The organism is Enterococcus sp. NPDC086594, assembly GCF_044746145.1.
Classification (GTDB): Bacteria; Bacillota; Bacilli; order Lactobacillales; family Enterococcaceae; genus Enterococcus_D; species Enterococcus_D entomosocium.
The window spans coordinates 43,928-65,303 of record NZ_JBIVBP010000014.1 but is presented as its reverse complement, the minus strand read 5'-3'; the positions used below and the strand labels follow the sequence as shown (position 1 = coordinate 65,303).

Genomic DNA, 21,376 nt, shown 5'->3' with positions numbered 1-21,376 from the left:
TTTGATTCCGCTTACTTAGCGTGTGAAAACAAAAGCTAGCTCAGGGACTTTATGAAAGGAACGATCATAGTATTGGATTGCCCATTGTTCTGGCGTACTTTCGATAATCGCAAAGCTTTTGATTTGAATTTGCCCTCTCGGTTGGGAAATACTGCCGGGATTCAAGAAAAGCCGATTCCCAACTTTCTCACAAGCAATTTGATGCGTGTGACCAAACAGTGCGATCGAGGCATCGGCTTGTTGCGCTTGTAGCCCTAATTTCGTTACACCAAAACGGACATCTGCCAAATGGCCATGAGTCATATAGATGGTGTCCAGCGGCGTTTTGATGATACGCTCATTGGGAAAACCACCGCCATAATCGCAATTGCCGCAAACGACTTGAAAAGTATCCCACAAAGGGTCTGTGTCAGGTAGTTCGGAGTCCCCACAGTGCAGGAATAAATCGACTTGATTTTCGAATTCATTTTTAAGATCAACAAGAATCTCACGATCTGAATGATTGTCACTGACAACTAAATATTTCATACATTTTCTCCTTCTAACCACTCCTGCCACTGTTCCTGCAGCTTTTTGATTGCTAGACCACGGTGGCTGACTCGGTTCTTTTCTTCTTGTCTCATTTGGGCTGCGCTTTGCTCTGAACCATCAGGAATAAACAATGGATCGTAACCGAACCCATTTTCTCCACGGGGGATACGGCCGATTCTTCCCGGCCATTGAGCTTCAACCACCAAACTCTCTTTTCCTGGCGCTGCGAAAACTAACGTACAGTGAAATTGAGCACTGCGCTTGTCATCTTCGACATCCGTCAATTCATAAAGTAATTTTGCATTATTGGCAGCGTCACTTTTTTGCTCACCAGCAAATCGAGCAGAGTACACCCCTGGTCGACCCCCTAATGCATCGACTTTCAGTCCTGAGTCATCAGCTAACACCGGTCTTCCCAAAATTCTGGCGATGGTTTCCGCTTTAAGGCGGGCATTTTCTTCAAAGGTGGTGCCGGTTTCTTCAACATCTGGCAAGGAAGGATAGTCTTTTAAGGTGCGGACATCGTAACCTGCTGCGCCAAATACGGCTTTAAACTCCTTGGCTTTTCCTGGATTGCCTGTAGCAATGACAATCGTTTTTTCGGGAATCTCATAAGGGGGTTCATCTGGTAAAAACAGTGCCTCTTTTTGATAGGCAATCAATTCTTCGATAGCTGTTTTTCCGTAGATCAGCATCTCATTCAACTGCGGGCCATCAAAGGTTGCTTCTTCCCCAGTTCCTTGCAATTCGACAAATCGACCAGATTCCGTCATCACCAAATTCATGTCAACAGCAGCTGAAGAATCTTCTTGATAATCGAGATCAGTCACACAGGTACCATCTGGTAAGATCCCGACACTAATTGCTGCCAAATGCTCCTTGATTGGATCTTCCGTCAATGCTTTGTCACGCAACAAGGTATCGATAGCTAAACGCAACGCGACAAAAGCGCCGGTAATACTGGCTGTTCTGGTTCCGCCATCCGCTTGGACGACATCACAATCGACGACGATACTACGTTCCCCTAATTTTTCTAAATCGACTACGGCTCGTAAGGAACGAGCGATCAGCCGTTGGATCTCCATCGTACGACCAGAAAGCTTGCCTTTGGCACTTTCTCGACGATTACGAGTGTTGGTCGCTCGTGGGAGCATACTGTATTCGGCTGTGACCCAGCCTTTTCCCGTATCTCGTAAAAACGGAGGGACTCGATCTTCAATCGTTGCCGAACAAATCACGGTTGTGTCACCAAAAGAGATCACAACCGATCCTTCGGGGTGTTTGTAGACGTTGGTTTGAATGTTGACTGGTCTTAACATTGTTTCTTTTCTGCCATCATGTCGCATTTAAAAGCCTCCTAAATCAGTGTGAATCGATGAGATCGTGTCTAAATCAAGCCAATCATTGGCAATCTCATCAAATATTTTCGGTGAACCAGTAGTAAAAAATGCATGTTGCGGATGCGGATCGTCCTGACTCGTTGCTGCAATGGAAAAATAGTCCAACAAGGTACTGACTTCCCCCACCGTTTCTGCCCCTGAATCAATCAGCTGGATATGGGCGCCTAATTCATTTTGGATCAAAGGGCGCAATAAAGGATAATGAGTACAGCCCAGAATCACTGTATCTAACCGCTTGTTTTTCAATGGACGCAACGTTTCTGCCACGATTTTCTTGGCGACCGAGCTATGGTATTGTTTGCTTTCTACGATCGGCACAAACTTTGGGCAAGCCAAACTGACGACTGACGCATGGGGCGCTTTGCCATGAAGAGCGCGCTTGTAAGAGTCGCTTTTGATCGTTCCATTTGTTCCGATGACACCGATTCGCTGGTTTTTGCTTGCTTTGACTGCTGCTCGACTACCGGGCAGGATCACGCCAATCACCGGGATCGCTAGTTTTTCTTTGATTTCTTCAAGGGCGACCGCTGTCGCTGTATTACAAGCGATTACCAACATTTTAATGTTTTTTTCTAATAAAAAACGGGTCATTTGCCACGTATACGCGATAACTTGCTCAGCAGGTCTCGGACCATACGGGCATCTGGCTGTATCTCCCAGATAAAGAATCGATTCGTTGGGTAATTGCTTGATTGCTTCTTTGACGACCGTCAACCCACCAACACCAGAATCGATAAAACCAATTGGTCTGTTGTTTGTCATAGTTTCCATCCTTTACATGAAAAAAAGAGTTTGGTGCGTTTTTCTCTCTTATTCATTTTGGACTTTTTTTGTCTATTTTTCAAGTATTCCTTTCGTTTGCTAAAAAAGCTTTCCCAAAAAATACGAAACGGTCAAAAAGAAAAAAGCCCCAACGATTGGCTCACAACCCACAAGTTGCACTTGCATGGGTAAAAGACCGATCGTGGGGATGTTTTTGTCGATTATTCTTTTTAGTAATCGTACTGACGTTTTTCCAAAAAGCCAGAAAGCAATGACAATGCATAACAAACCAAAAAGTATAAAACAGTCATTGCCAAAAACATAGGCAAAACATAGTTTGTATTTTGACCATAAATGATTCGAGCATGATGAGTCAGCTCTGGTAAAGAAATAATCACGGCTAATGACGTATCTTTGATCAAAGAGATCAACTGACTGACGATCGCTGGCAACATCGCTTTAAATGCCTGTGGCACGACGATACTCCGCAATACTTCGACATAGCTTAGCCCTGTTGACAAACCAGCTTCCATCTGCCCTTTTGGCACAGCATTCAAACCAGCACGAAAGATTTCAGAGAGCATCGCTGATTCAAAAATCGTCAACGCCACAACCGCTGACCAAAAAATATTAAAGCGGATACCGATCTGCGGCAATGCAAAGTAAGTGAAAAAGATGATCAAGAGCAAAGGCAAGTTACGAATAACATCGATCACGACACCTAATACTTTAGAAAAGACCGGGATCGAGCTGAAGCGCAAAATGCCGGCGATCCCTCCGATAATAAAGCTAAATAAAATCGATAGGATCGACACTTCAACTGTTACCCGCAAGCCATCGATCAAGAAGCGAATGTTAATCGCTGAAAAAGCTTCAAAAAAATCCATAGTTCGTTAGCTCCTTTCTATGAGCGGACAGCCCAACGCCGTTCCAAGTAAACCATCAAATAAGACAATGGTAGGGTAATGATCAAATAGAAAAGACCAACAATGATATACGTATCGAATGTATTGAAGGTCTCACTTGCGATCAAATCCCCTTGATACATAATATCTAATCCTGCGACCATCGCCAAAATTGATGAGTTTTTAACAAGATTGATAAATTGATTGCCTAACGGCGGTACGACGATCTTAAAAGCCTGAGGCAAAATAATGTAACGCATCGCTTGGCTGTACGTAAAACCAGAAGACAAGGAAGCTTCCATCTGGCCTTTAGGAACCGTTTGAATCCCTGACCGGATCGTCTCAGCGATAAATGCCGATGTATAGATCGTTAAGCCAATCGTTCCCGCTTGAAAACCGTCAAAAGAAACCCAATACATTGGCACAACGACATAAAAGAACATCACGATGATCAATAAGGGAATATTTCTAAAAAACTCAACATACGCTTTGGCAATCCCTTTGATGAGGCGATTGTCTGACAACTGAAAAATTGCCATTAAGGTTCCGATCAAAAGACTAAAAAACAGTGCGATCAAACTCGCCATGACTGTGTATTTAAAGCCTTCAATAAACTGACCGGTATACGTTTGAAATAATTCAACCATTCAGTTTCCTCCTACTCTACTTTTCCTGATTCGTCTTCAGGGAACCACTTGTTGTATATCTCATCATAGGTTCCATCTTCACGCATTTCCCGCAAGGCTTGATTCACTGCATCAAGAAACGGCTTTTGTCCTTTATTGATGGCAATCCCATAAGGTTCTTCTGTAAAAGTTTCGCCAACTAAATGGTAATTGGGATTTTCACTCGCCATCCCTAATAAGATCGCATTATCCGTGGTCATAGCATCCCCTTGACCAGATTGTAAAGCAGTAAAGGCTTCCGCATAATTCTCAAGTTCTAAAATTTGCGCTTCTGGTGCTGCTTCACGGATGTTCACAGCTGAGGTAGAGCCTTTAACGACCAATACAGTGGTGTCTGCGGTCAAATCTTCGATCCCTTGAATAGGACTGTCTTTGGCAACTAATAAAGATTGACCTGCATCAAAGTAGACATCGGAAAAATCGACCTGTTTTTTACGTTCTTCTGTGATAGTCATCGTGGCGATGATTGCATCGATGTTGCCGTTTTTCAAAAGAGGAATCCGGGTTTTTGAGGTAACTTCAACAAAGATGGCATTGCCATCACGACCTAAAATTTTCTCAGTGATTGCACGAGCGATATCAATATCGAATCCCCGTACTTCTCTAGTCGCGATATCCATCAATCCAAAAAGACGGGTATCGTTTTTTACGCCCCAAACGATCTGATTCGTCTCTTTGCTGTTTTCTAAAATATCGATATCTGCGGCACTTTGTCCTTTACAACCTGAGAAAGTCACAAGGGCAAAGGCTAAGACTAGAAAGGAAAATATTTTCTTTCTCATAAGGGTTCCTCCTATTGCTTAATGATTTGTGACTTTACTCAAGAATTGTTTTGCACGTTCGTCTCTTGGTGCATCAAAGAATCCATCGACATCGCGCCGGTCTTCTAAGACTTGTCCTTCCGCCATAAAGACGATTCGATCTGCTACTTCACGGGCAAAGCTCATTTCATGGGTAACAACGATCATGGACATACCTTCACTGGCAATTTTTTTCATGACATCCAATACATCACCAATCATTTCTGGATCCAATGCTGACGTTGGCTCATCAAAAAGCAGCATCTCTGGTTTCATCGCAAGCCCTCTGGCAATTGCGACCCGCTGCTGTTGTCCGCCGGATAACATGGAAGGATAGGAATCTTTTTTATCTAACATCCCTACCCGATCAAGAAGTTTTTCCGCCAAATTGATGGCTTCTTGCTCATTTTGTTTTAATACTTTAATCGGTGCCAACGTAATATTTTCTAACACGGTTTTATTTGGATACAAGTTGAAATGTTGAAACACCATGCCGATGTTTTTTCTAATTTCTGTCATTTTGACATCTTTGTCAAACAAGTTCTTACCATTGACCAATAATTGACCACCTGAAATGGTTTCTAGACCATTAATCGTACGGAGCATTGTACTTTTACCAGATCCTGAAGGCCCGATAACAACAACGACCTCACCTTTTTCAAATTCAAGGTTGATGTTTTTTAATGCATGGAACTTTCCGTAATATTTCTCTACGTTCTTAAATTCGATCATTGCCATTGATTCACACTCCTAGCTTTTTTTAAAATTAAATGAGTAATTGGAAAGATTTGATTCATATTATAGCTCAATCTTTTTTCATTTGTAAAGGTTCTTTTCCAATGTTCCCCCCTTATTTCTGAAAAGACAAGTGCTATTTTACTTTGATGTGAGGTTTTTGTCCATGAAAATTTTTCTCACCCCATCAGATCACAAGGAGAACCGGTTGTTTCTTTTGCTAAAAAAAGGTAAGATAAACCATATAACAAAGGAAAAGGTGGAAAAAAAGTGAATACGATTTTAACTGGCGACCGCCCAACTGGCAAATTGCATCTTGGCCATTATGTGGGGTCTTTAAAAAAACGGGTCGAAATGCAAGCTGACCCTGAAAATCAGCTTTATATCATGGTCGCTGACATGCAGGCACTAACAGATAATGCGAAAACACCTGAGAAGGTCTCAGCGAATATTTTAGAAGTTGCTTTGGATTATTTAGCCGTTGGATTGGATCCAGCAAAAACAACGATGTTTATTCAATCGCAAATCCCTCAGCTCTCTGAATTGACGATGTATTATCTCAATCTAGTCAGTGTTGCTCGAGTACGACGCAATCCAACCGTTAAAGCCGAAATTGAACAAAAAAAATTTGGTGAAGGCGTTCCTTCTGGTTTCTTCATCTATCCTGTCTCTCAAGCAGCGGATATCACCGCTTTTAAAGCAAATTTAGTCCCAGTCGGCGAAGATCAAAAACCAATGCTGGAACAAACGCAAGAAATCGTGCATAGTTTTAATTCTACGTATAGTGAAGTATTAGTCGAACCAAAAGCGGTTTTACCGCCAAAAGGCATGGGACGTTTAGCGGGGATCGATGGGAACGGGAAAATGAGCAAATCATTGAACAACGGCATTTACTTAGCTGATCCAGCCGATGTATTACAAAAGAAAGTGATGAGCATGTACACGGACCCAAATCACATTCATGTCAACGACCCCGGACAAGTTGAAGGCAATATGGTCTTCACTTATCTTGATGTATTTGGTACCGAAAAAGAAAAAATTGCTGAATTAAAAGAACATTACACCCGTGGTGGATTAGGCGATGTCAAAATCAAACGCTATTTGATCGATGTTCTAGAAGCCGAATTTGCACCGATTCGTGAACGCCGTGAAGCTTTTGCAAAAGATCCCGGTGAAGTGATGAACTTACTAAAACTTGGTAGTGAAAAAGCTGAACAAGTTGCCGCTCAGACGTTAGCTGAAGTCAAAAATGCAATGGGCATCAATTACTTTGCTTAAAAAAACAAGCCTTTACGGCTTGTTTTTTTGTTTACAAATCGGAATGAATTCTTTCATGCAAAACCTATGTACAAACTCTGTGTTAGATTTCACGAGAACACTTCCTCCCCAGACTGACACTTTGTGTATTTTGATTTGATGCTGTTTCTTGCGCAAAAATCGAGGAGCTGTCCTAAAAAATAACTTCATAAAACGCTGATTAGAAAATGCATTTTTTCAGCCTAGCCAGTGTTTAAAAAAGGTTGTACCAAAAAAGCTGGAATGCCTTCTATAGAGAAATCTTTTAAGGCTTTCACTCAACTCCTAACATTCTTGTGTCATCTGAGCATCTATTATAATAGTAGAAAACGTTCCCCACCCAACTTCTTTGTATGGTGGAGAACGTTTTTCTACTTATTTGATTAGCGGATTTCTGCTTGAACGTTTTCTTCTAAGTTACGAGTAATTTTCGCTATTGCTTGATTGATCTCTTCATCCGTCAGGGTAGCTTCCGGATTGCTAAAGGTCAGACTGTACCCTAGAGATTTTTTACCTGATTCAATGTTTTTCCCTTGATAAACATCGAATAAACGAATATCACTTAAGAAGCGACCTGCACTTTCACGAATGATTTCCATCACGGATTGGTTATCGATCGTTTCATCGAGCAAGAGTGCCATATCTCGGGTCACTGATGGGAACTTAGAAACTGGTTGATAGACCAATTGTTCTGTTTTAGCTGCTAACAACTGATCTAAGTTCAATTCAGCAACATAGGTTTCACTCACTTCGTAGGCTTTGGCGATCGATGGGTGGACTTGTCCCAAGAAGCCGATTTCTAGGTCATCTAGCAAGATCATTGCCGTACGCCCAGGATGCATCTCTTTGATATCTGCCGTTTTTTGATAACGAATACGGTCGGTTAATGCCAACGAATCAAAAAGATTTTCTAAAATGCCTTTCAAATGGAAGAAATCAACTTTTTGAGCTTGAGTTTGCCAGTCTTTCTCATGGATATTTCCTGTCAATGCTAGCCCTAAGTGATTGACTTCTGTTGGCAGTTCGTGTTTACTGTCGCCCGTTTGATAGAAGACGCGACCAATTTCATATAAAGCAACACGATTGTTTTTACGTGCCAAATTGTACGCAACGTCGTCTAACAAACCTGAAATCAGATTCAAGCGCAAGACGGCACGCTCTTCGGTCATTGGCCAATCCAATCGAGTCACTTGGCTCGATTTATCCGTAAATTGTTGCGCCTTCTCTTCCGTTGTCAAAGCATAGCTGATGGCTTCACTGACCCCGTTGCCTTCCAAAAGAGTCCGAACTTCTCTAGTCAGACGTTGCGCTTTGGTTAAATGACCGGCAACCGTTTCTCCTTGCGGTAAAGTCGATGGCAAACGATCATAACCGTAAATACGCGCCACTTCTTCAATGATATCTGCTTCGATCGTAATATCCCAACGACGAGGTGGGACTGAAACAATATAGCTGTCTGCTTCTTGACGATGACCAAAGCCTAATGCATCAAAGATTTCTTGCACTTCTTCATCAGTGATTTCTGTGCCTAAATAGCTATTGATCCGTGCTAAAGTAATCGCAACCTCCACAGGTTCTACTGCTACTTGGGAACCTATTACTGCCTCTTTTAAGACCGTTCCGCCAGCAAGTTCCGCAATCAGTGCTGCTGCTGCATCACAAGCTTTTGCAACCGTTGCTTGGTTGATCCCTTTTTCAAAACGAGCGGATGATTCGCTTCTTAAATTGAATTTTTTCGAAGTCAAACGAATCGCTAATGGATCGAACAAGGCCGCTTCTAAAGCGACTGTGGTCGTCGTTTCCGTGATTTCAGAATCAAGACCTCCCATGACGCCTGCGAGCGCAACTGGTGTCGTTCCGTTGGTGATAACGATGTCTTCTGGGGAAAGCTGACGAGTTTCTCCATCTAAGGTAACCAGGCTTTCATTTTCTTTGCCGCGACGTACCAGTATTTCCTTGCTGTCTAGCTTTTGATAATCAAAAGCATGCAATGGTTGACCAAATAACAGTAAGATATAATTCGTCACGTCCACGACATTATTGATTGGACGAATGCCTTCATTCATCAAGCGATTTTGCAGCCATTGTGGACTTGGGGCGATCGTTACGCCATCAATGATTCGAATTTGGTAGGCGGGTGCATCCGTTACTTCAGTGACCTTCACCTGAATTTTATCGGCAGCAGCTACTTCACTTTCGGTAAGCGCAATTTCAGGAAACTTCGGTGTTTGCCGATAGATTGCACCGACTTCATAAGCAACCCCCCGCATGCTCAACGCATCCGCACGATTCGGAGTGATCGATAATTCGATAATGTGATCATCCATATCAAGATAAGGAAAAACCGGTGATCCTGGTTCTGCTTCTGCTGGTAAATAATAAATTCCTTCTGCGTATTCTTTGGGAATCACGCTATCGGCATATCCCAACTCTTGCAACGAACAAATCATGCCGTTGGAAACTTCTCCCCGCATCTTGCCCTTTTTGATTTTTACGTTGCCCGCGATTCGAGAGCCTGGTAATGCCACGATGACTTTGATGCCGCTTTTGACATTCGGCGCACCACAAACGATCTGTGAGTCTTCATCCTCGCCAATATTTACTTGGCAAATTGATAGATGATCAGAATCTGGATGTGGTCGGCAGTCGGTCACTTCTCCGACAACGATTTTTTTTAAACCCTCTTCAGGCACGTCAATACCTTCGACTTCGATCCCCGTCACTGACATTTTATCCGCCAGCTCTTTGGGTGTGATCTCAGACAGATCAAGGTATTCATTTAACCATTTGTATGATACTAACATTTATTGTTCCCCCTTGAACTGGCGAATGAAACGCACATCATTTTGATAGAATTGGCGAATGTCGTTCACGCCGTAGCGCAGCATTGCCACTCGATCAGGACCTAAACCAAAAGCAAATCCTGAATATTGGGTTGGATCGATCCCTGACATTTCTAAGACGTTAGGATGCACCATTCCAGCACCGAGGATCTCGATCCAGCCAGTTTGTTTACAAACATTACAACCGGCACCACCGCACTTGAAGCAGCTGACATCGACTTCGACCGATGGTTCTGTGAAAGGGAAATAGCTTGGTCGCAAGCGAATTTGGCGATCTTCCCCAAACATTTTTTGCATCATGACTTCTAAGGTTCCTTTTAAGTCACCCATCGTAATATTCTTATCGATTACCAAACCTTCAATTTGATGGAATTGGTGGCTATGGGTCGCATCATCTGTGTCACGACGGAAAACTTTCCCGGGTGAGATCATCCGCAGCGGCCCTTTAGAAAAATCATGAGTCTCCATTGTTCTCGCTTGCACTGGTGACGTATGGGTTCGAATCAGCACTTCCTCTGAAATATAAAAAGTATCTTGCATGTCTCTGGCTGGATGATCCTTTGGCAGATTCATCCGTTCGAAGTTGTAATGATCTTTTTCCACTTCGTAACCTTCGACTACTTGGTAGCCCATACCAACAAAGATATCTTCGATTTCTTCCATGATTTGCGTTAGCACATGGCGTGTTCCTCGGTTCATCTTTTTACCAGGCAACGTCACGTCGATGGATTCTTCAGCAAGAGCTTTTTCCAAGTTTGCTGCTTCGATAGACGTCTTGGCTTCTTCGATCGCTTCTGTCAAGATATCACGAATCTCGTTGGCATAGCTCCCCACCTTCGGCCGTTCTTCCGCAGAAAGATCTTTCATTCCCCGCAGAACTTCTGTGATAGGGCCTTTTTTCCCAAGCACTTCCACTCGAATTTGATTCAAGTCATTCATGGTTGGACTTTCTTTGATTTTAAGCAATGTCGTTTCCTTCAATGCTTCTAATTTCTCTTGTAAAGACATGTGTTTCCTCCTTCTATGCTGTGAATAGTGTAAGAATAAAAAGACTGGATTGACTGAATAAAGTGAGTATCATTCATATAAAGACAAAAAAAGACATCATCCCTTAAAAAAGGAACGACGTCTCGTGTTACCATCCTCATTCGCGAAAAAAACCGCGCACTCACTTCGGCTAACGACAGCAAAACTGCCGACTGACTGTAATCAGCAAGCTCCAGAAGTGAAATTCATTTTTCGAATACAGGACTTGCTTTCAGTCTGTGACAAGTCTCCCTTTTTCTGATTCAGCCAAATTACTAGTTTCTATCAACGCTTTTTATCTATTCATTTAAGCTTAGTTTACCTAATTTCCGGTGAGAAATCAACTGCATTCTTCCTCACGCACCCAGGTTTCTGCCCAACGCTTCACACTCATCATACTCTTTTCAAGAGCAATACCTCTTGGCGTCAAGCAGTAAAGATTGTTTTCTTTGCAGACAATTTCTTCCCGCTCTAATTCTTTCAAGCGTTCGACTAACACCCGATCACTCACTTGAGGAATCTTGTTTGCTAACTCAACAAATCTTTGTTTGCCGTCTTCAAGAAGGACATCAATGATCAAGCCGTTCCACTTTTTGCCTAAAATAGAAAAAGCTTTTTCAAATTTAGGACAAAGGGCATAATCCGATTCTACTTTTATCATTCTCCATCACCTCTTTTACCTATTATAGCATATGACTTACGAATTGTAAGAAACTAGGATCGATCAGCTAGAATGCCACGATCATTTTAGGTTTTAACAGCACTAAATAGGTCTGTTTCACTGGTTTGCTCAATGCTTTCTCCAATGCTTGGCAGTAGAGTTTCAATTGACCATAATATCGTTCGCGCATTTTCTTTTCAATCTGAGCCTGACTGCCGAAAACATCATCTGTTTTAAAGTCATATAAAATGATTTCATCCGCCAATTCAATATAGCCGTCGATAATACCATGGATCAAAAGCGGCGCATCTGGTTCGTCAAACCCTTCAAAGATCGTATCAGCCTCTTTTAGCATCGAAAACGGCTGCTCCCGCTTCACCACATCAGAGGATCGGTTCAGCAGTTCACCTAGTTCAGTTTGATAAAACCACAAAATGCTCGATCGGTCAATTTTTTTGGCGATTTCTTCAGAAAAAAATTGCTTTTTCACGAGTTCAGCAATCAGGAGCTCCAAAGTATCTTGTGTTGGCGTCATTCCTAATGGAATCATTTGCAAAACCGTATGTGTTGCTGTCCCGATACTGCTGGCGAGAGGCTTCGTTTCCTGCAGAAATTTTGGTTTCGCCAATTCATCCTGTACGTAGCGATATTGCTGAGGATTCGTCTTCTCGGAAACCGACCGCCATTCCAACAAAGGGGTCTGTTGATCATCGGGATCGTTATAGAGTCTTTTCAATTCTGATACAGATTGATAACTAGTCGTTTGGGTCGCTTTTTGATAAGGATAGCGATATGCTAGGCGTTTCAAAAGATCATCGATATTGCTATCTGGCGCAAGCAATCGTTTAGACTCCTCGACTGGCACAAGGGTCTCTTGGACTTGTTGCGTGATCGTTTCTTGATTCCACCATGACAGACGAAAATGAGCAGGATGATCGATCGTCCGCTTGCGCTCTGACGCTTCAGAGAATACTGCTTCCATATCTGGATGGCGCATCAGGGTCCGTCCGACCCAATCCATCAAGCTCCCCCGGGCAACAAGCCGTAATGCAGGATCAAGAACCATCTCGGCTTGTGTCAGGCCAGATTGCCAAGTCTTAAAGGCATCCGCTTGATTTTTATAGGAGCCCACTAAGAAAAGCTTCTGCTCTGCTCGTGTCAATGCTACGTATAATTTTCGCATTTCTTCTGACAAGGCTTTTTTCAAACGAACTTGCTTGATGGCTTGAAACGGCAGTGTCTCAAATTTAAGGTTTTCTGCTGGATTCACATATTGGATCCCAGCTCCCAGCTGTTCTTCAAAGATATAGCGTTTTTGAAAATCTTGGTAGTTAAAGAATTTTGTTGTATCCAGTAAGAACACAACAGGGAATTCCAAGCCTTTACTTGCATGAACGGTCATCACTCGAACGGCATCTTCTACAGGAGTAGCCACAGGCTCCGCCAAATCTTTGTTTTTTTCTTGCATTTTTTCGATGAAGCGAATGAATTGGTACAAACCACGGAAACTGCTCTTTTCGTATTTTTCAGCTCTGTGTATCAATGCCACTAAATTTGCATAACGCTGCTGTCCTGCAGGAAGTCCCACAACATAATCCAAGTAAGCAGTATCTTCATAGATTTGCCATAATAAGGTTGGGATCGGTAATCTGCGTGCTTCTTCGCGCCATTGATTTAGTTTGGCTAAAAACCCATCCAACGTTTGCCACAAGGGTGACTCTTCTTGTTGAACATGATAATCCAATACTGCATCATAGTAGTCGCTGGAACGATTCGCTAAACGGATCTCAGCCAATTGATCTTCTGTTAGGCCGACGATTGGCGAACGCAAGACCGCCACAAGGGGGATATCTTGGTACGGATTGTCAATGATTTGCAGCAAAGAAACGACGGTTTGGATTTCCGTTGCCTGAAAATAGTTTTGAGCATCATTGACCGCCATCGGAATCCCAAACTGCTTAAAGACATCCAAAATGACAAGATTGTTTTTACGTGTAGGGGTCAATAAGACGATATCGTTGTAAGTGATTGGTCGATTTGTTTTGGCTTTTTTGTCATAGATCATGAATTTTGATTCAATCAACTCTCGAATCTTCAATGCAGTAATCTGCATTTCACCCTCTGTTTTGTCATCGATCAATTGTTCTTCGGATTCATGCTCTTTTTCATATAACAAGAGCTCTGTGGCAAAGGCGTCGCTTTCTGGAAAATGAGGAAAACCGGTAATCAAGGCTGCCGCCTCATCATAAGGGATTTGTCCAACCCGTTCATCCATCAGCTGTTGAAAAACTAGATTCGTAAAATCCAATACGTCGGAGCGAGAACGGAAATTTTCTGCTAAGACGATTCTCCGCCCACCATTCTCCGTTTCAAATGCCAAGTATTTTTCGATAAATAGCGTCGGATCTGCTAGTCGAAACGAATAGATCGACTGCTTTACATCCCCCACCATAAACATATTGCCGGGGTTATGATCGACTTGTCTCACCCAATATAAAATTGCCTCTTGCAGCCGATTGACGTCTTGATATTCATCGACTAAAACTTCTTCAAAGCGATCACGATAATAGGTCGACGCTTCACTTCCGCTACCGTCTCCTTGTAAAATCTGCAAGGTGAAATGTTCCAAATCATTAAAGTCTAAACGGCCTTTTGAAAGTTTCCTTTCTTGGAATGCTTTCATAAACGCTTCGGTCATAGCTGCCATTTTTTCAACGACAGGTGCGGACCGATGAAGCAGCTCCATCATTTCAGCCGGTGGGTATGGAAAGGCCGCTTTCAATTGCTCAACCAATTTTTTCGCATCATCTCGCAAAGGTTTAATTTCTTGAGAGAGTTCCTTTTGTTCTGGTTTGCGAAAAGCTGGGTAGCGAGCAAAACGCAACACTTGGATTTGCTCATAGAAGCCATCAACATCGTCTGAATCAAGCAGAGCCTTTAAGGTTTCCACCATTCCTAATTCGGTATCGATCAATAGTGCCGCTTTTTCCATCGCTTCATCAGAACGGGCATAGTCTTGCGCCGCCTGCAGCAAATGCGCCGCTGTCTTCAAGTTTTCTTGCAAAGTCGGCTTGATTTGCGATTGGTACAGGGTATTTTCAGCAAAGGTTTCTTTGCCGATATAGTGATCACTTAGATGAGCTAACCAGTTTACTGGATCCGGATTTGCTCGGGCAAAGTCATAAAGAGACAGGATCAGATCCCCGACGCCTTCATCGGAACGATCACTAGAAAAATTTTCCGTCAAACGAAAGAACGCTTCATCATTGGCTTCATATTGTTGATCTCTCAGCTGTGTCCAGATTTCTTCTTTCATCAATAAAATTTCGGTTTCATCAGTCATCATGCGGAAATTTGGATCTAAATCGATCAAATAATAAAAACGCCGAATCACAGTTAAACAAAACGCATGCAAGGTAGAAATGTTAGCTGTCGGCAATAGCTGCAGCTGACGGACGAAGTGCTGGCGCTTTTGCTCGTCACTTTCTTGATTGATGGCCTGCTGCAATGCCGCTTGAATCCGTTCTTTCATTTCTCGAGCAGCTGCTTCGGTAAAGGTCACGATCAGTAAAGAATCGATCGTCGTTCCTGCTTTTAGCTTTTCAATCACTCGCCGAACCAAAACGGTGGTTTTGCCTGAACCCGCTGAAGCGGAAACGAGGATATTATCCCCTTTATCAAAAATGGCTTGCCATTGGGTATCCGTAAAGGTTTCATTTTGCGGTTTTAAAGGGATCTTACTCATCTTCTTCCTCCCTTAAGCGATGGATAATCTCATCTTTAGATAAGTTTTCTAAACGGTGGTACTCATTTTCTTTCAACAATACATCAAAGTCACAGATGCTGCGAAACGGACAAAACTCACACGCCCTTTTTTTGTCTTTTAATTTATAAGACGGGTTTAAGGCGATTTCACCGCTCAACAGCTTCTCACCACTTTGTTGCATATTTTTCCGATTGTGTTTTCTTAATAGTTCAAGCTCTTCTTCTGTATAAAACTTGTTTTTCGCCTGTGTTGTTTTTTGATAATTGCCGTTTTTGTCTTTCCGAACAGGAAATACCGGCGAATTTTTGCTGGCTTCAACTTCCTCATCGAGTAACGGGAAAACAGCCGGTTCGTCAATAAACAACCCGTCATACTTGAAACGTTTTAAACGTTCTTCTTCACTGGCTTCTTGTCCGTCCAAAAGCGGATTATGCACATGCAGATAATATGCCCCCGCTGGTCGAACCTTTGGCGAACCAACCAGTTGGACAGCATCCGTCAATGCGACGTCGAGATACGTGATCAACTGCATCGCAAGTCCGTAGTAGGCTTCAGAAAGGTCAAAATCTCGGCTGCTAGATTTATAGTCAACAACGGAAAGCCATTGTTCTTCTTCCGTTTTCGCCGTATCGACACGATCAATCTTCCCCCGCACATGTAGTTTCCCGCCAGAACTTAATGGTAATTCGATCCCGTTAATCCCATTTGAGCCAGCGATCTGGCCGAACAGCACCTCCGTCTTTTCAGGACTAAAATGCATTTTTTGTCCTTGTTTCGCTAATGCCCACGCTACTCGCTGAATCGTCTTGCCTAATTGATACCGAATAAAATTCATCCGAGCAGAACTCGTCAGTAAGCGATAACGGCTTTCGCCAAAAATTTCCTGCAAAACGACTTCCACAAATTGCACGCGTTGGTCAGCAGTTAACTGGGTCAAGGAAATATTTTCAGCAATTAGGACTTTGACAAAGCGGTCCAACGCATCATGGAAAAACTCACCGGTCATTGCTGGATTTAAGCCATAAACTTCCCGTTCTTTTAACCGTAATCCGTAGCTGACGAAATACTTGTATTCACACTGATAGAACGTCTCCATCTGAGAAATGGAGCTGTAGATCGACGGGCCATATAGCGCCGCAGCTTGTGCTTGAGACAAAGGAATCGGAATATTTTGATGGGTTTGGCTTTCAAATACTTGGGCAGCTAAATCTGTCCATTCCGAACGTAACAGCGCTTGTTTCAGTTGCTCCCACACTCGAGGCAAATTCTCTTTGTTTTTTTGCGCTTGCTGACTGAGATTATTGATTTGGTAGATCAGGCCACGATAACTGCCAACATAGTCTCTCGGGTCACTGACTAGCGTCAAGATCCCCCGCTCTTGCAGTGGTACATCCAAATGCTTGACCACGCGGTCTAAATAAGGCGACATCTTGATGTTTTGCTGTGTATCAAAATTAACGGCATAGGACAGTGATAAGTGCTCTGTCGCTGAAAGCAAGACAGAATAAAAGGCAAATGGTTCTTTGACACTGCCTTCCACCACTGTATCTCTAAGGTATTTTTCACCATTAAATAACTGATTGAAATGCTGACGTTCTTCATTCGTCAACAATGTTTTATTTTCCATTTTTCTTGGCAAAGCCGTTTCATTCAATCCCGGTGCAAATGTGATCTTCGCTTGTTTCGGACGTGCCAAATCAAGGCGGTTGATGTTGACTTGGTCGATCGCTGTTGGGATCTTTCCGAATGTGACATTTTCTAAGCCAGTCAATAAGACATCTTCAAAGAGCGCAAAATCAAAGGGCTCATCTCCATAGATCGTGGCATACTCATCCAGCAGATCCATTAAAGCTTGCCATGCTTGTTCATGATTGCGGGCTTGATCTAATTTTCCTTGTTGGATTGCCTGGTCTCGCCAATGCCTCAGCTGTTGCTCGACACCCGCATTCAGTAAAAAGCGATACAGCAGTTCTACGGCATCTCGATTTGTTCTAGCTGCTGTCAGCCAATCGAGTGTATCCACGACATCTTGCTTGAAAGCCCTGCGAAGCTGATTGGTGTACGCCGTCAAATCCACTTTGTCCACTGCTTCTTCTTCCGATTGTAAATACTCGATCAGTTCCCAATCTTCGTTTCTCGTCCAACTCGCTCCTTGGAAATCATGAGCCAGCGCTTTGTTCTCGGTAATATCCACCAACTTACGAAACTGGTCACGCCCAACAAGCCAATCTGCTTCGGAGCGATAGGCTGCCGGTAAGTAAAGTTCCGTTCTAAGCAACCGTAAAATATCATTTAAGCGAAAGCCATAGGATTGACAAGCAAAAAAAGCATTCAAAAACTCAACCAATGGATGTTGCGCCATCATCTGCTCTTCATCGATATAAAAAGGAATCTCAAACTCAGTAAAAATTTTAGGAATATACTGATGATAGACTTCTGGTTCGGCGATCAGTAATTGGATATCACGATACCGTAATGTTGGGTACCGTTTCTTATCACTCATCATCCCGCGGATCGACGCTGCGATTTGACGAATCTCTTCTTCGGGATTCCCAACTTTCCAGACAGCCAAGAAGTCTTTGACGGACGTCTGCTGATGATAATTGGCTTGTGATTGGGTCTGCCGCCAAAAAGTTTCTACTTCCTTGTATGCCTGCGGGATCGATCCCTCGTCTTCTTTGTCCACTTCTTGGTTGACGGAAAGTTTCTGATCTAAGTAAATGTTCACTTGATTGTCACGAGCAGAACTGATCAACTGATAATAGGTCCGTCCTGCTTCGTAAAATAAATTCAATGGCGTGGGCATCTCTTGTGGGTACCCGCGATCCAAAATAAGATCAATCACTACATGACTTCTCTTCATCAGTACTTGAATCAACTGTTGCTCTTGTGTTGAAAAAGCGGAGAAACCGCTGATAATAAATAAGGCGTGGGAAAGATCTGGCGCTTTGTTCAAAGAAACAGTGGTTGGCATTGCATGATCCACCGAGGAATCGCCCAGCAAGGAACCTTCCAGAAAGCGTGTCAGTAAGGTGATCGGTTGTTCGACTTGCAAGGCACGCTCTAGAAGTTCTTGTTCAAATCGTTGAAAAATTATCGCTAATTCACTGTATTTTTTTTCTTCGTCTTGGGTTGCGCTTGGTGCAGCACCACCTGCTAATAAATCTTCGATCCCCAATCGACTTGTATGCATTTCTTGATAGAAAGCCAACAATTGTTGGATAAAACCCGCTTTGTTGATCTCACCACGGTATAAGACGAGTTCTTCTTCTAGTTCCAAAAGCAGCTTACGCATGATCATGGAGGCACCATTTTCAGTGATGGCATTTTGAGAAAGCAAGCCGGTTTGCTGCAGATAAAACCAAGCCAAACGGTGAAAACTATACACTTGCGCGCGAATAGAAGCAAAATCTTCTACGCGATCCTCTTTCAGTAATTGAAGGATCTCGCGCTCTCGTTCAAATTTGTTGTAGTTAGGTACCAGAAAAAATACTTCTTGATGGTCTTTTTCTAACCAGCTTTTTGCATTTTCTATCACTGCTTGATCATGACGACAACGGCCATCGCCAAGAATAAATCGTAAACTCATGAAAGGACTCCTTCTCTCCATCGTCTTTTAAAAAAATCCACTAAAAAATCAGCGACACGCTTTTTCGAATGCGTCTTTATTTTTAAGAGACTCTCCTTAAAAACAAAATAACAATCGCAGAATTTCATTCTTTGCCTACCATACCAAAATCGGCAATTGGCCAGAAAACAAATTTTACATCCCCCAAAATTGTTGATTCATCGATCAGACCTAATTGACGACTATCTTTGGAAATTCGACGGTTATCCCCTAACACTAAAATTTGACCTTCAGGAATGACTTCAACACCAAATAACCCCATATCAAAATCACTAGTCAACGGAAAGCCATCTGCGACAGCTGCTTTGAATTCATCCAAGTAGGGTTCATCATATGCTTGTCCATTGATATAAAGGGTATCGTTTTGATAGGAAACCTGGTCGCCAGGTAATCCGATTACGCGTTTGATATAGTTTTTGCCTGCTTCATCCGGTGCTTCAAACGTTATGATATCGAAACGTTCGATCTCGGTATTTTTCAAAGCAATCACCCGCTCACCATCATGTAATGTGGGGTCCATCGAATCTCCTTTTACGATCACAGGGGTAAAGACATACTGTCTTAATAACAAGAGGAATAAAGTAAAGATCACGACAAATCCTACTGTTTTTAAAAGCTCTTTTACTTGTTGCACGCGTCCCTCACTCCTTGAATGTTTTAACTATATTTCCCAAGAATCGAACAAACATTCTTATTTTTCTATTCTACCATAAAATGAAAGGAGCAGGACATCTCCTCTCTGGTTCTTTATGAAAATTTGGGGAATCATTGGACTTGCGTATGAATTGTCATCTTATCTAATCCGTGCTACGGTTGAAATAGAACCCATTATTGAAAGGAAGTGCCAAAATGAACCAACAGTTACCACAAGTGCCCACGAAGTTATTGATTGACGGAAAATGGCTTGAAGGAACAAAAGAGTCGGTTTCGGTTACCAATCCTGCCACTAATGAAGAACTGGTAAAAGTCAGCCAAGGAGGCATCGATGAAACAAAACAAGCGATCGATGCCGCCGCGAAAGCCTTCACAGATTGGTCAAAACGTTCGCCTCGAGAACGAGCCGATTTGATGAACAAGATTGCTGATTTAATGGAACAAGAAAGCGACCGTTTGGCAAAAATTATGAGCATGGAACAAGGAAAACCATTAAAGGAGGCAGAGGCAGAAATCCAATCCAACGTAGACAATTTCCGTTGGAATGCCGCCGAAGCACAACGGGTCTACGGCGAAGTGATTCCAGCTCCTGCACACAATCATTGGCTGGTGCGAAAAGAAGCCATCGGTGTTGTTGGTGCGATCACGCCTTGGAACTTTCCTTCCAATATGATTGCTCGAAAAATCGCTCCTGCCATGGCAGTTGGCTGTACCCTTGTTATGAAACCATCTAAAGAAACACCCCTATCAGCATTGGCTTTAGGTGAACTTTTTCAACAAGCGGGCCTTCCTGACGGAGTCGTCAATATCGTCTTAGGGGATTCTTCTGAAATCGGGAAAGAATTGACTGAGAACAAACAAGTCAAAAAAATCACCTTTACCGGCTCCACGAAAGTTGGGATGAAATTATACGAACAAGCTGCACCAACTCTGAAAAAAGTTTCATTGGAGTTAGGCGGCCATGCCCCGTTTCTTGTTTTTGCTGATGCTGATTTAGATTTAGCTGCTGAAAAATTAATTGCAGCAAAATTCCGCAACAACGGTCAGGTCTGTACATCCCCCAATCGAATTTTTGTCGAAGAATCCATCAAAGAAGCCTTTACTAAAAAGCTATTAGGGCAAATGGAAGCCGTAACTGTTGGTAATGGTTTAGAGAACCCCACCGTTGGTCCTTTGATCAATCAAGCAAGCGTTAAAAAAATCATCGACCAGCTGGAAGACGCGGTAAATAAAGGGGCTAAAGTCTTATTCGGTGGGAAGAAGCTTACTGAAGGTGAATACGAAAAAGGCAACTTCTTTGCACCAACGGTCATCGACGGCATCACTCCTGACATGACTATTTACTATGAAGAAACCTTTGGACCCGTGATTCCATTGATCTCATTTACGGATCGACAAGCAGTCATCGCTGCGGCAAATGATACGGAATTTGGATTAGCCTCTTACTTCTTTTCAACGAATCTGCAAACAATCTCGGATGTAGCCCAAAACCTCCAATATGGGATGGTTGGGGTCAATGACATTGCGATCTCAAACCCGGCGGCTCCCTTCGGCGGCGTCAAACATTCCGGTTTTGGTCGTGAAAACGGCAAATATGGTCCTGAAGAATACGTGACTGTCAAATTTATCGCCATTGATGCCCAGTAAGAAAAAAAGTCAGGCGCGTTTGCCTGACTTTTTTCT

15 protein-coding genes are annotated in these 21,376 nt (G+C 42.8%); 2 read left to right on the top strand and 13 right to left on the bottom strand.

What is annotated here, in order from left to right; all coding sequences use genetic code 11:
* Window positions 1-15 precede the first annotated feature (15 nt).
* The 7 genes from ACIPK1_RS15265 to ACIPK1_RS15235 form a co-directional block, all read right to left on the bottom strand.
* Entirely contained in the window at window positions 16-528 is a 513-nt protein-coding gene (locus ACIPK1_RS15265) for a metallophosphoesterase (RefSeq protein ID WP_005236103.1), read from the bottom strand.
* Window positions 525-1,877, bottom strand: coding sequence for a ribonuclease PH (gene rph / locus ACIPK1_RS15260; protein ID WP_400451274.1), 1,353 nt, complete (start codon window positions 1,875-1,877; stop codon window positions 525-527). The genes ACIPK1_RS15265 and rph overlap by 4 nt, the downstream gene beginning before the upstream one ends.
* A complete protein-coding gene (racE, locus tag ACIPK1_RS15255; protein ID WP_008381904.1) occupies window positions 1,878-2,693 on the bottom strand; it encodes a glutamate racemase in 816 nt (271 codons plus the stop codon). It abuts the gene before it with no gap.
* Between the two features lie 230 nt (window positions 2,694-2,923).
* Window positions 2,924-3,580, bottom strand: a complete 657-nt coding sequence (locus tag ACIPK1_RS15250) for an amino acid ABC transporter permease (RefSeq protein WP_005236107.1) — start codon at window positions 3,578-3,580, stop codon at window positions 2,924-2,926.
* Window positions 3,581-3,597: 17 nt separating this feature from the next.
* Window positions 3,598-4,245 carry an amino acid ABC transporter permease gene (locus tag ACIPK1_RS15245; protein WP_005226186.1) on the bottom strand — a complete coding sequence of 216 codons (648 nt, stop codon included), beginning with the start codon at window positions 4,243-4,245 and terminating at the stop codon, window positions 3,598-3,600.
* A gap of 11 nt (window positions 4,246-4,256) precedes the next feature.
* Window positions 4,257-5,066 carry a transporter substrate-binding domain-containing protein gene (locus ACIPK1_RS15240; protein WP_008381907.1) on the bottom strand — a complete coding sequence of 270 codons (810 nt, stop codon included), beginning with the start codon at window positions 5,064-5,066 and terminating at the stop codon, window positions 4,257-4,259.
* 18 nt (window positions 5,067-5,084) lie between these two features.
* Complete coding sequence (locus ACIPK1_RS15235) at window positions 5,085-5,822, bottom strand: amino acid ABC transporter ATP-binding protein (RefSeq protein ID WP_008381909.1); 738 nt, start codon at window positions 5,820-5,822, stop codon at window positions 5,085-5,087.
* Between the two features lie 267 nt (window positions 5,823-6,089).
* On the opposite strand from ACIPK1_RS15235, the gene trpS reads away from it, so the two are divergent.
* Window positions 6,090-7,097, top strand: coding sequence for a tryptophan--tRNA ligase (gene trpS, locus ACIPK1_RS15230; protein ID WP_005236112.1), 1,008 nt, complete (start codon window positions 6,090-6,092; stop codon window positions 7,095-7,097).
* Window positions 7,098-7,498: 401 nt separating this feature from the next.
* Here the strand turns inward: trpS and pheT are convergent, their stop codons facing one another.
* The 6 genes from pheT to lepB form a co-directional block, all read right to left on the bottom strand.
* Window positions 7,499-9,919 (bottom strand): phenylalanine--tRNA ligase subunit beta, encoded by a 2,421-nt coding sequence (pheT, locus tag ACIPK1_RS15225; RefSeq protein WP_086317394.1) that lies wholly within the window; start codon window positions 9,917-9,919, stop codon window positions 7,499-7,501.
* Window positions 9,920-10,966: a phenylalanine--tRNA ligase subunit alpha gene (gene pheS / locus ACIPK1_RS15220; RefSeq protein WP_008381915.1), complete on the bottom strand. Its 1,047-nt coding sequence runs from the start codon at window positions 10,964-10,966 to the stop codon at window positions 9,920-9,922.
* Window positions 10,967-11,324: 358 nt separating this feature from the next.
* A complete protein-coding gene (locus ACIPK1_RS15215) occupies window positions 11,325-11,645 on the bottom strand; it encodes a helix-turn-helix domain-containing protein (protein WP_005226192.1) in 321 nt (106 codons plus the stop codon).
* 67 nt (window positions 11,646-11,712) lie between these two features.
* Window positions 11,713-15,390 carry a helicase-exonuclease AddAB subunit AddA gene (addA, locus tag ACIPK1_RS15210; RefSeq protein ID WP_400451273.1) on the bottom strand — a complete coding sequence of 1,226 codons (3,678 nt, stop codon included), beginning with the start codon at window positions 15,388-15,390 and terminating at the stop codon, window positions 11,713-11,715.
* A complete protein-coding gene (locus ACIPK1_RS15205; RefSeq protein WP_008381921.1) occupies window positions 15,383-19,000 on the bottom strand; it encodes a PD-(D/E)XK nuclease family protein in 3,618 nt (1,205 codons plus the stop codon). Before ACIPK1_RS15205 ends, addA begins: the two co-directional genes overlap by 8 nt.
* Before the next feature lie 124 nt (window positions 19,001-19,124).
* Complete coding sequence (gene lepB / locus ACIPK1_RS15200; RefSeq protein WP_005236123.1) at window positions 19,125-19,673, bottom strand: signal peptidase I; 549 nt, start codon at window positions 19,671-19,673, stop codon at window positions 19,125-19,127.
* 215 nt (window positions 19,674-19,888) lie between these two features.
* On the opposite strand from lepB, the gene ACIPK1_RS15195 reads away from it, so the two are divergent.
* Complete coding sequence (locus ACIPK1_RS15195; RefSeq protein WP_008381925.1) at window positions 19,889-21,340, top strand: NAD-dependent succinate-semialdehyde dehydrogenase; 1,452 nt, start codon at window positions 19,889-19,891, stop codon at window positions 21,338-21,340.
* The last annotated feature ends 36 nt before the right edge of the window (window positions 21,341-21,376 follow it).

Bases quoted from the DNA above. Each gene is read 5' to 3' on its own strand.
- ACIPK1_RS15265 (WP_005236103.1), bottom strand. From the start codon at position 528: ATGAAATATTTAGTTGTCAGTGACAATCATTCAGATCGTGAGATTCTT.
- rph (WP_400451274.1), bottom strand. From the start codon at position 1,877: ATGCGACATGATGGCAGAAAAGAAACAATGTTAAGACCAGTCAACATT.
- racE (WP_008381904.1), bottom strand. From the start codon at position 2,693: ATGACAAACAACAGACCAATTGGTTTTATCGATTCTGGTGTTGGTGGG.
- ACIPK1_RS15250 (WP_005236107.1), bottom strand. From the start codon at position 3,580: ATGGATTTTTTTGAAGCTTTTTCAGCGATTAACATTCGCTTCTTGATC.
- ACIPK1_RS15245 (WP_005226186.1), bottom strand. From the start codon at position 4,245: ATGGTTGAATTATTTCAAACGTATACCGGTCAGTTTATTGAAGGCTTT.
- ACIPK1_RS15240 (WP_008381907.1), bottom strand. From the start codon at position 5,066: ATGAGAAAGAAAATATTTTCCTTTCTAGTCTTAGCCTTTGCCCTTGTG.
- ACIPK1_RS15235 (WP_008381909.1), bottom strand. From the start codon at position 5,822: ATGGCAATGATCGAATTTAAGAACGTAGAGAAATATTACGGAAAGTTC.
- pheT (WP_086317394.1), bottom strand. From the start codon at position 9,919: ATGTTAGTATCATACAAATGGTTAAATGAATACCTTGATCTGTCTGAG.
- pheS (WP_008381915.1), bottom strand. From the start codon at position 10,966: ATGTCTTTACAAGAGAAATTAGAAGCATTGAAGGAAACGACATTGCTT.
- ACIPK1_RS15215 (WP_005226192.1), bottom strand. From the start codon at position 11,645: ATGATAAAAGTAGAATCGGATTATGCCCTTTGTCCTAAATTTGAAAAA.
- addA (WP_400451273.1), bottom strand. From the start codon at position 15,390: ATGAGTAAGATCCCTTTAAAACCGCAAAATGAAACCTTTACGGATACC.
- ACIPK1_RS15205 (WP_008381921.1), bottom strand. From the start codon at position 19,000: ATGAGTTTACGATTTATTCTTGGCGATGGCCGTTGTCGTCATGATCAA.
- ACIPK1_RS15195 (WP_008381925.1), top strand. From the start codon at position 19,889: ATGAACCAACAGTTACCACAAGTGCCCACGAAGTTATTGATTGACGGA.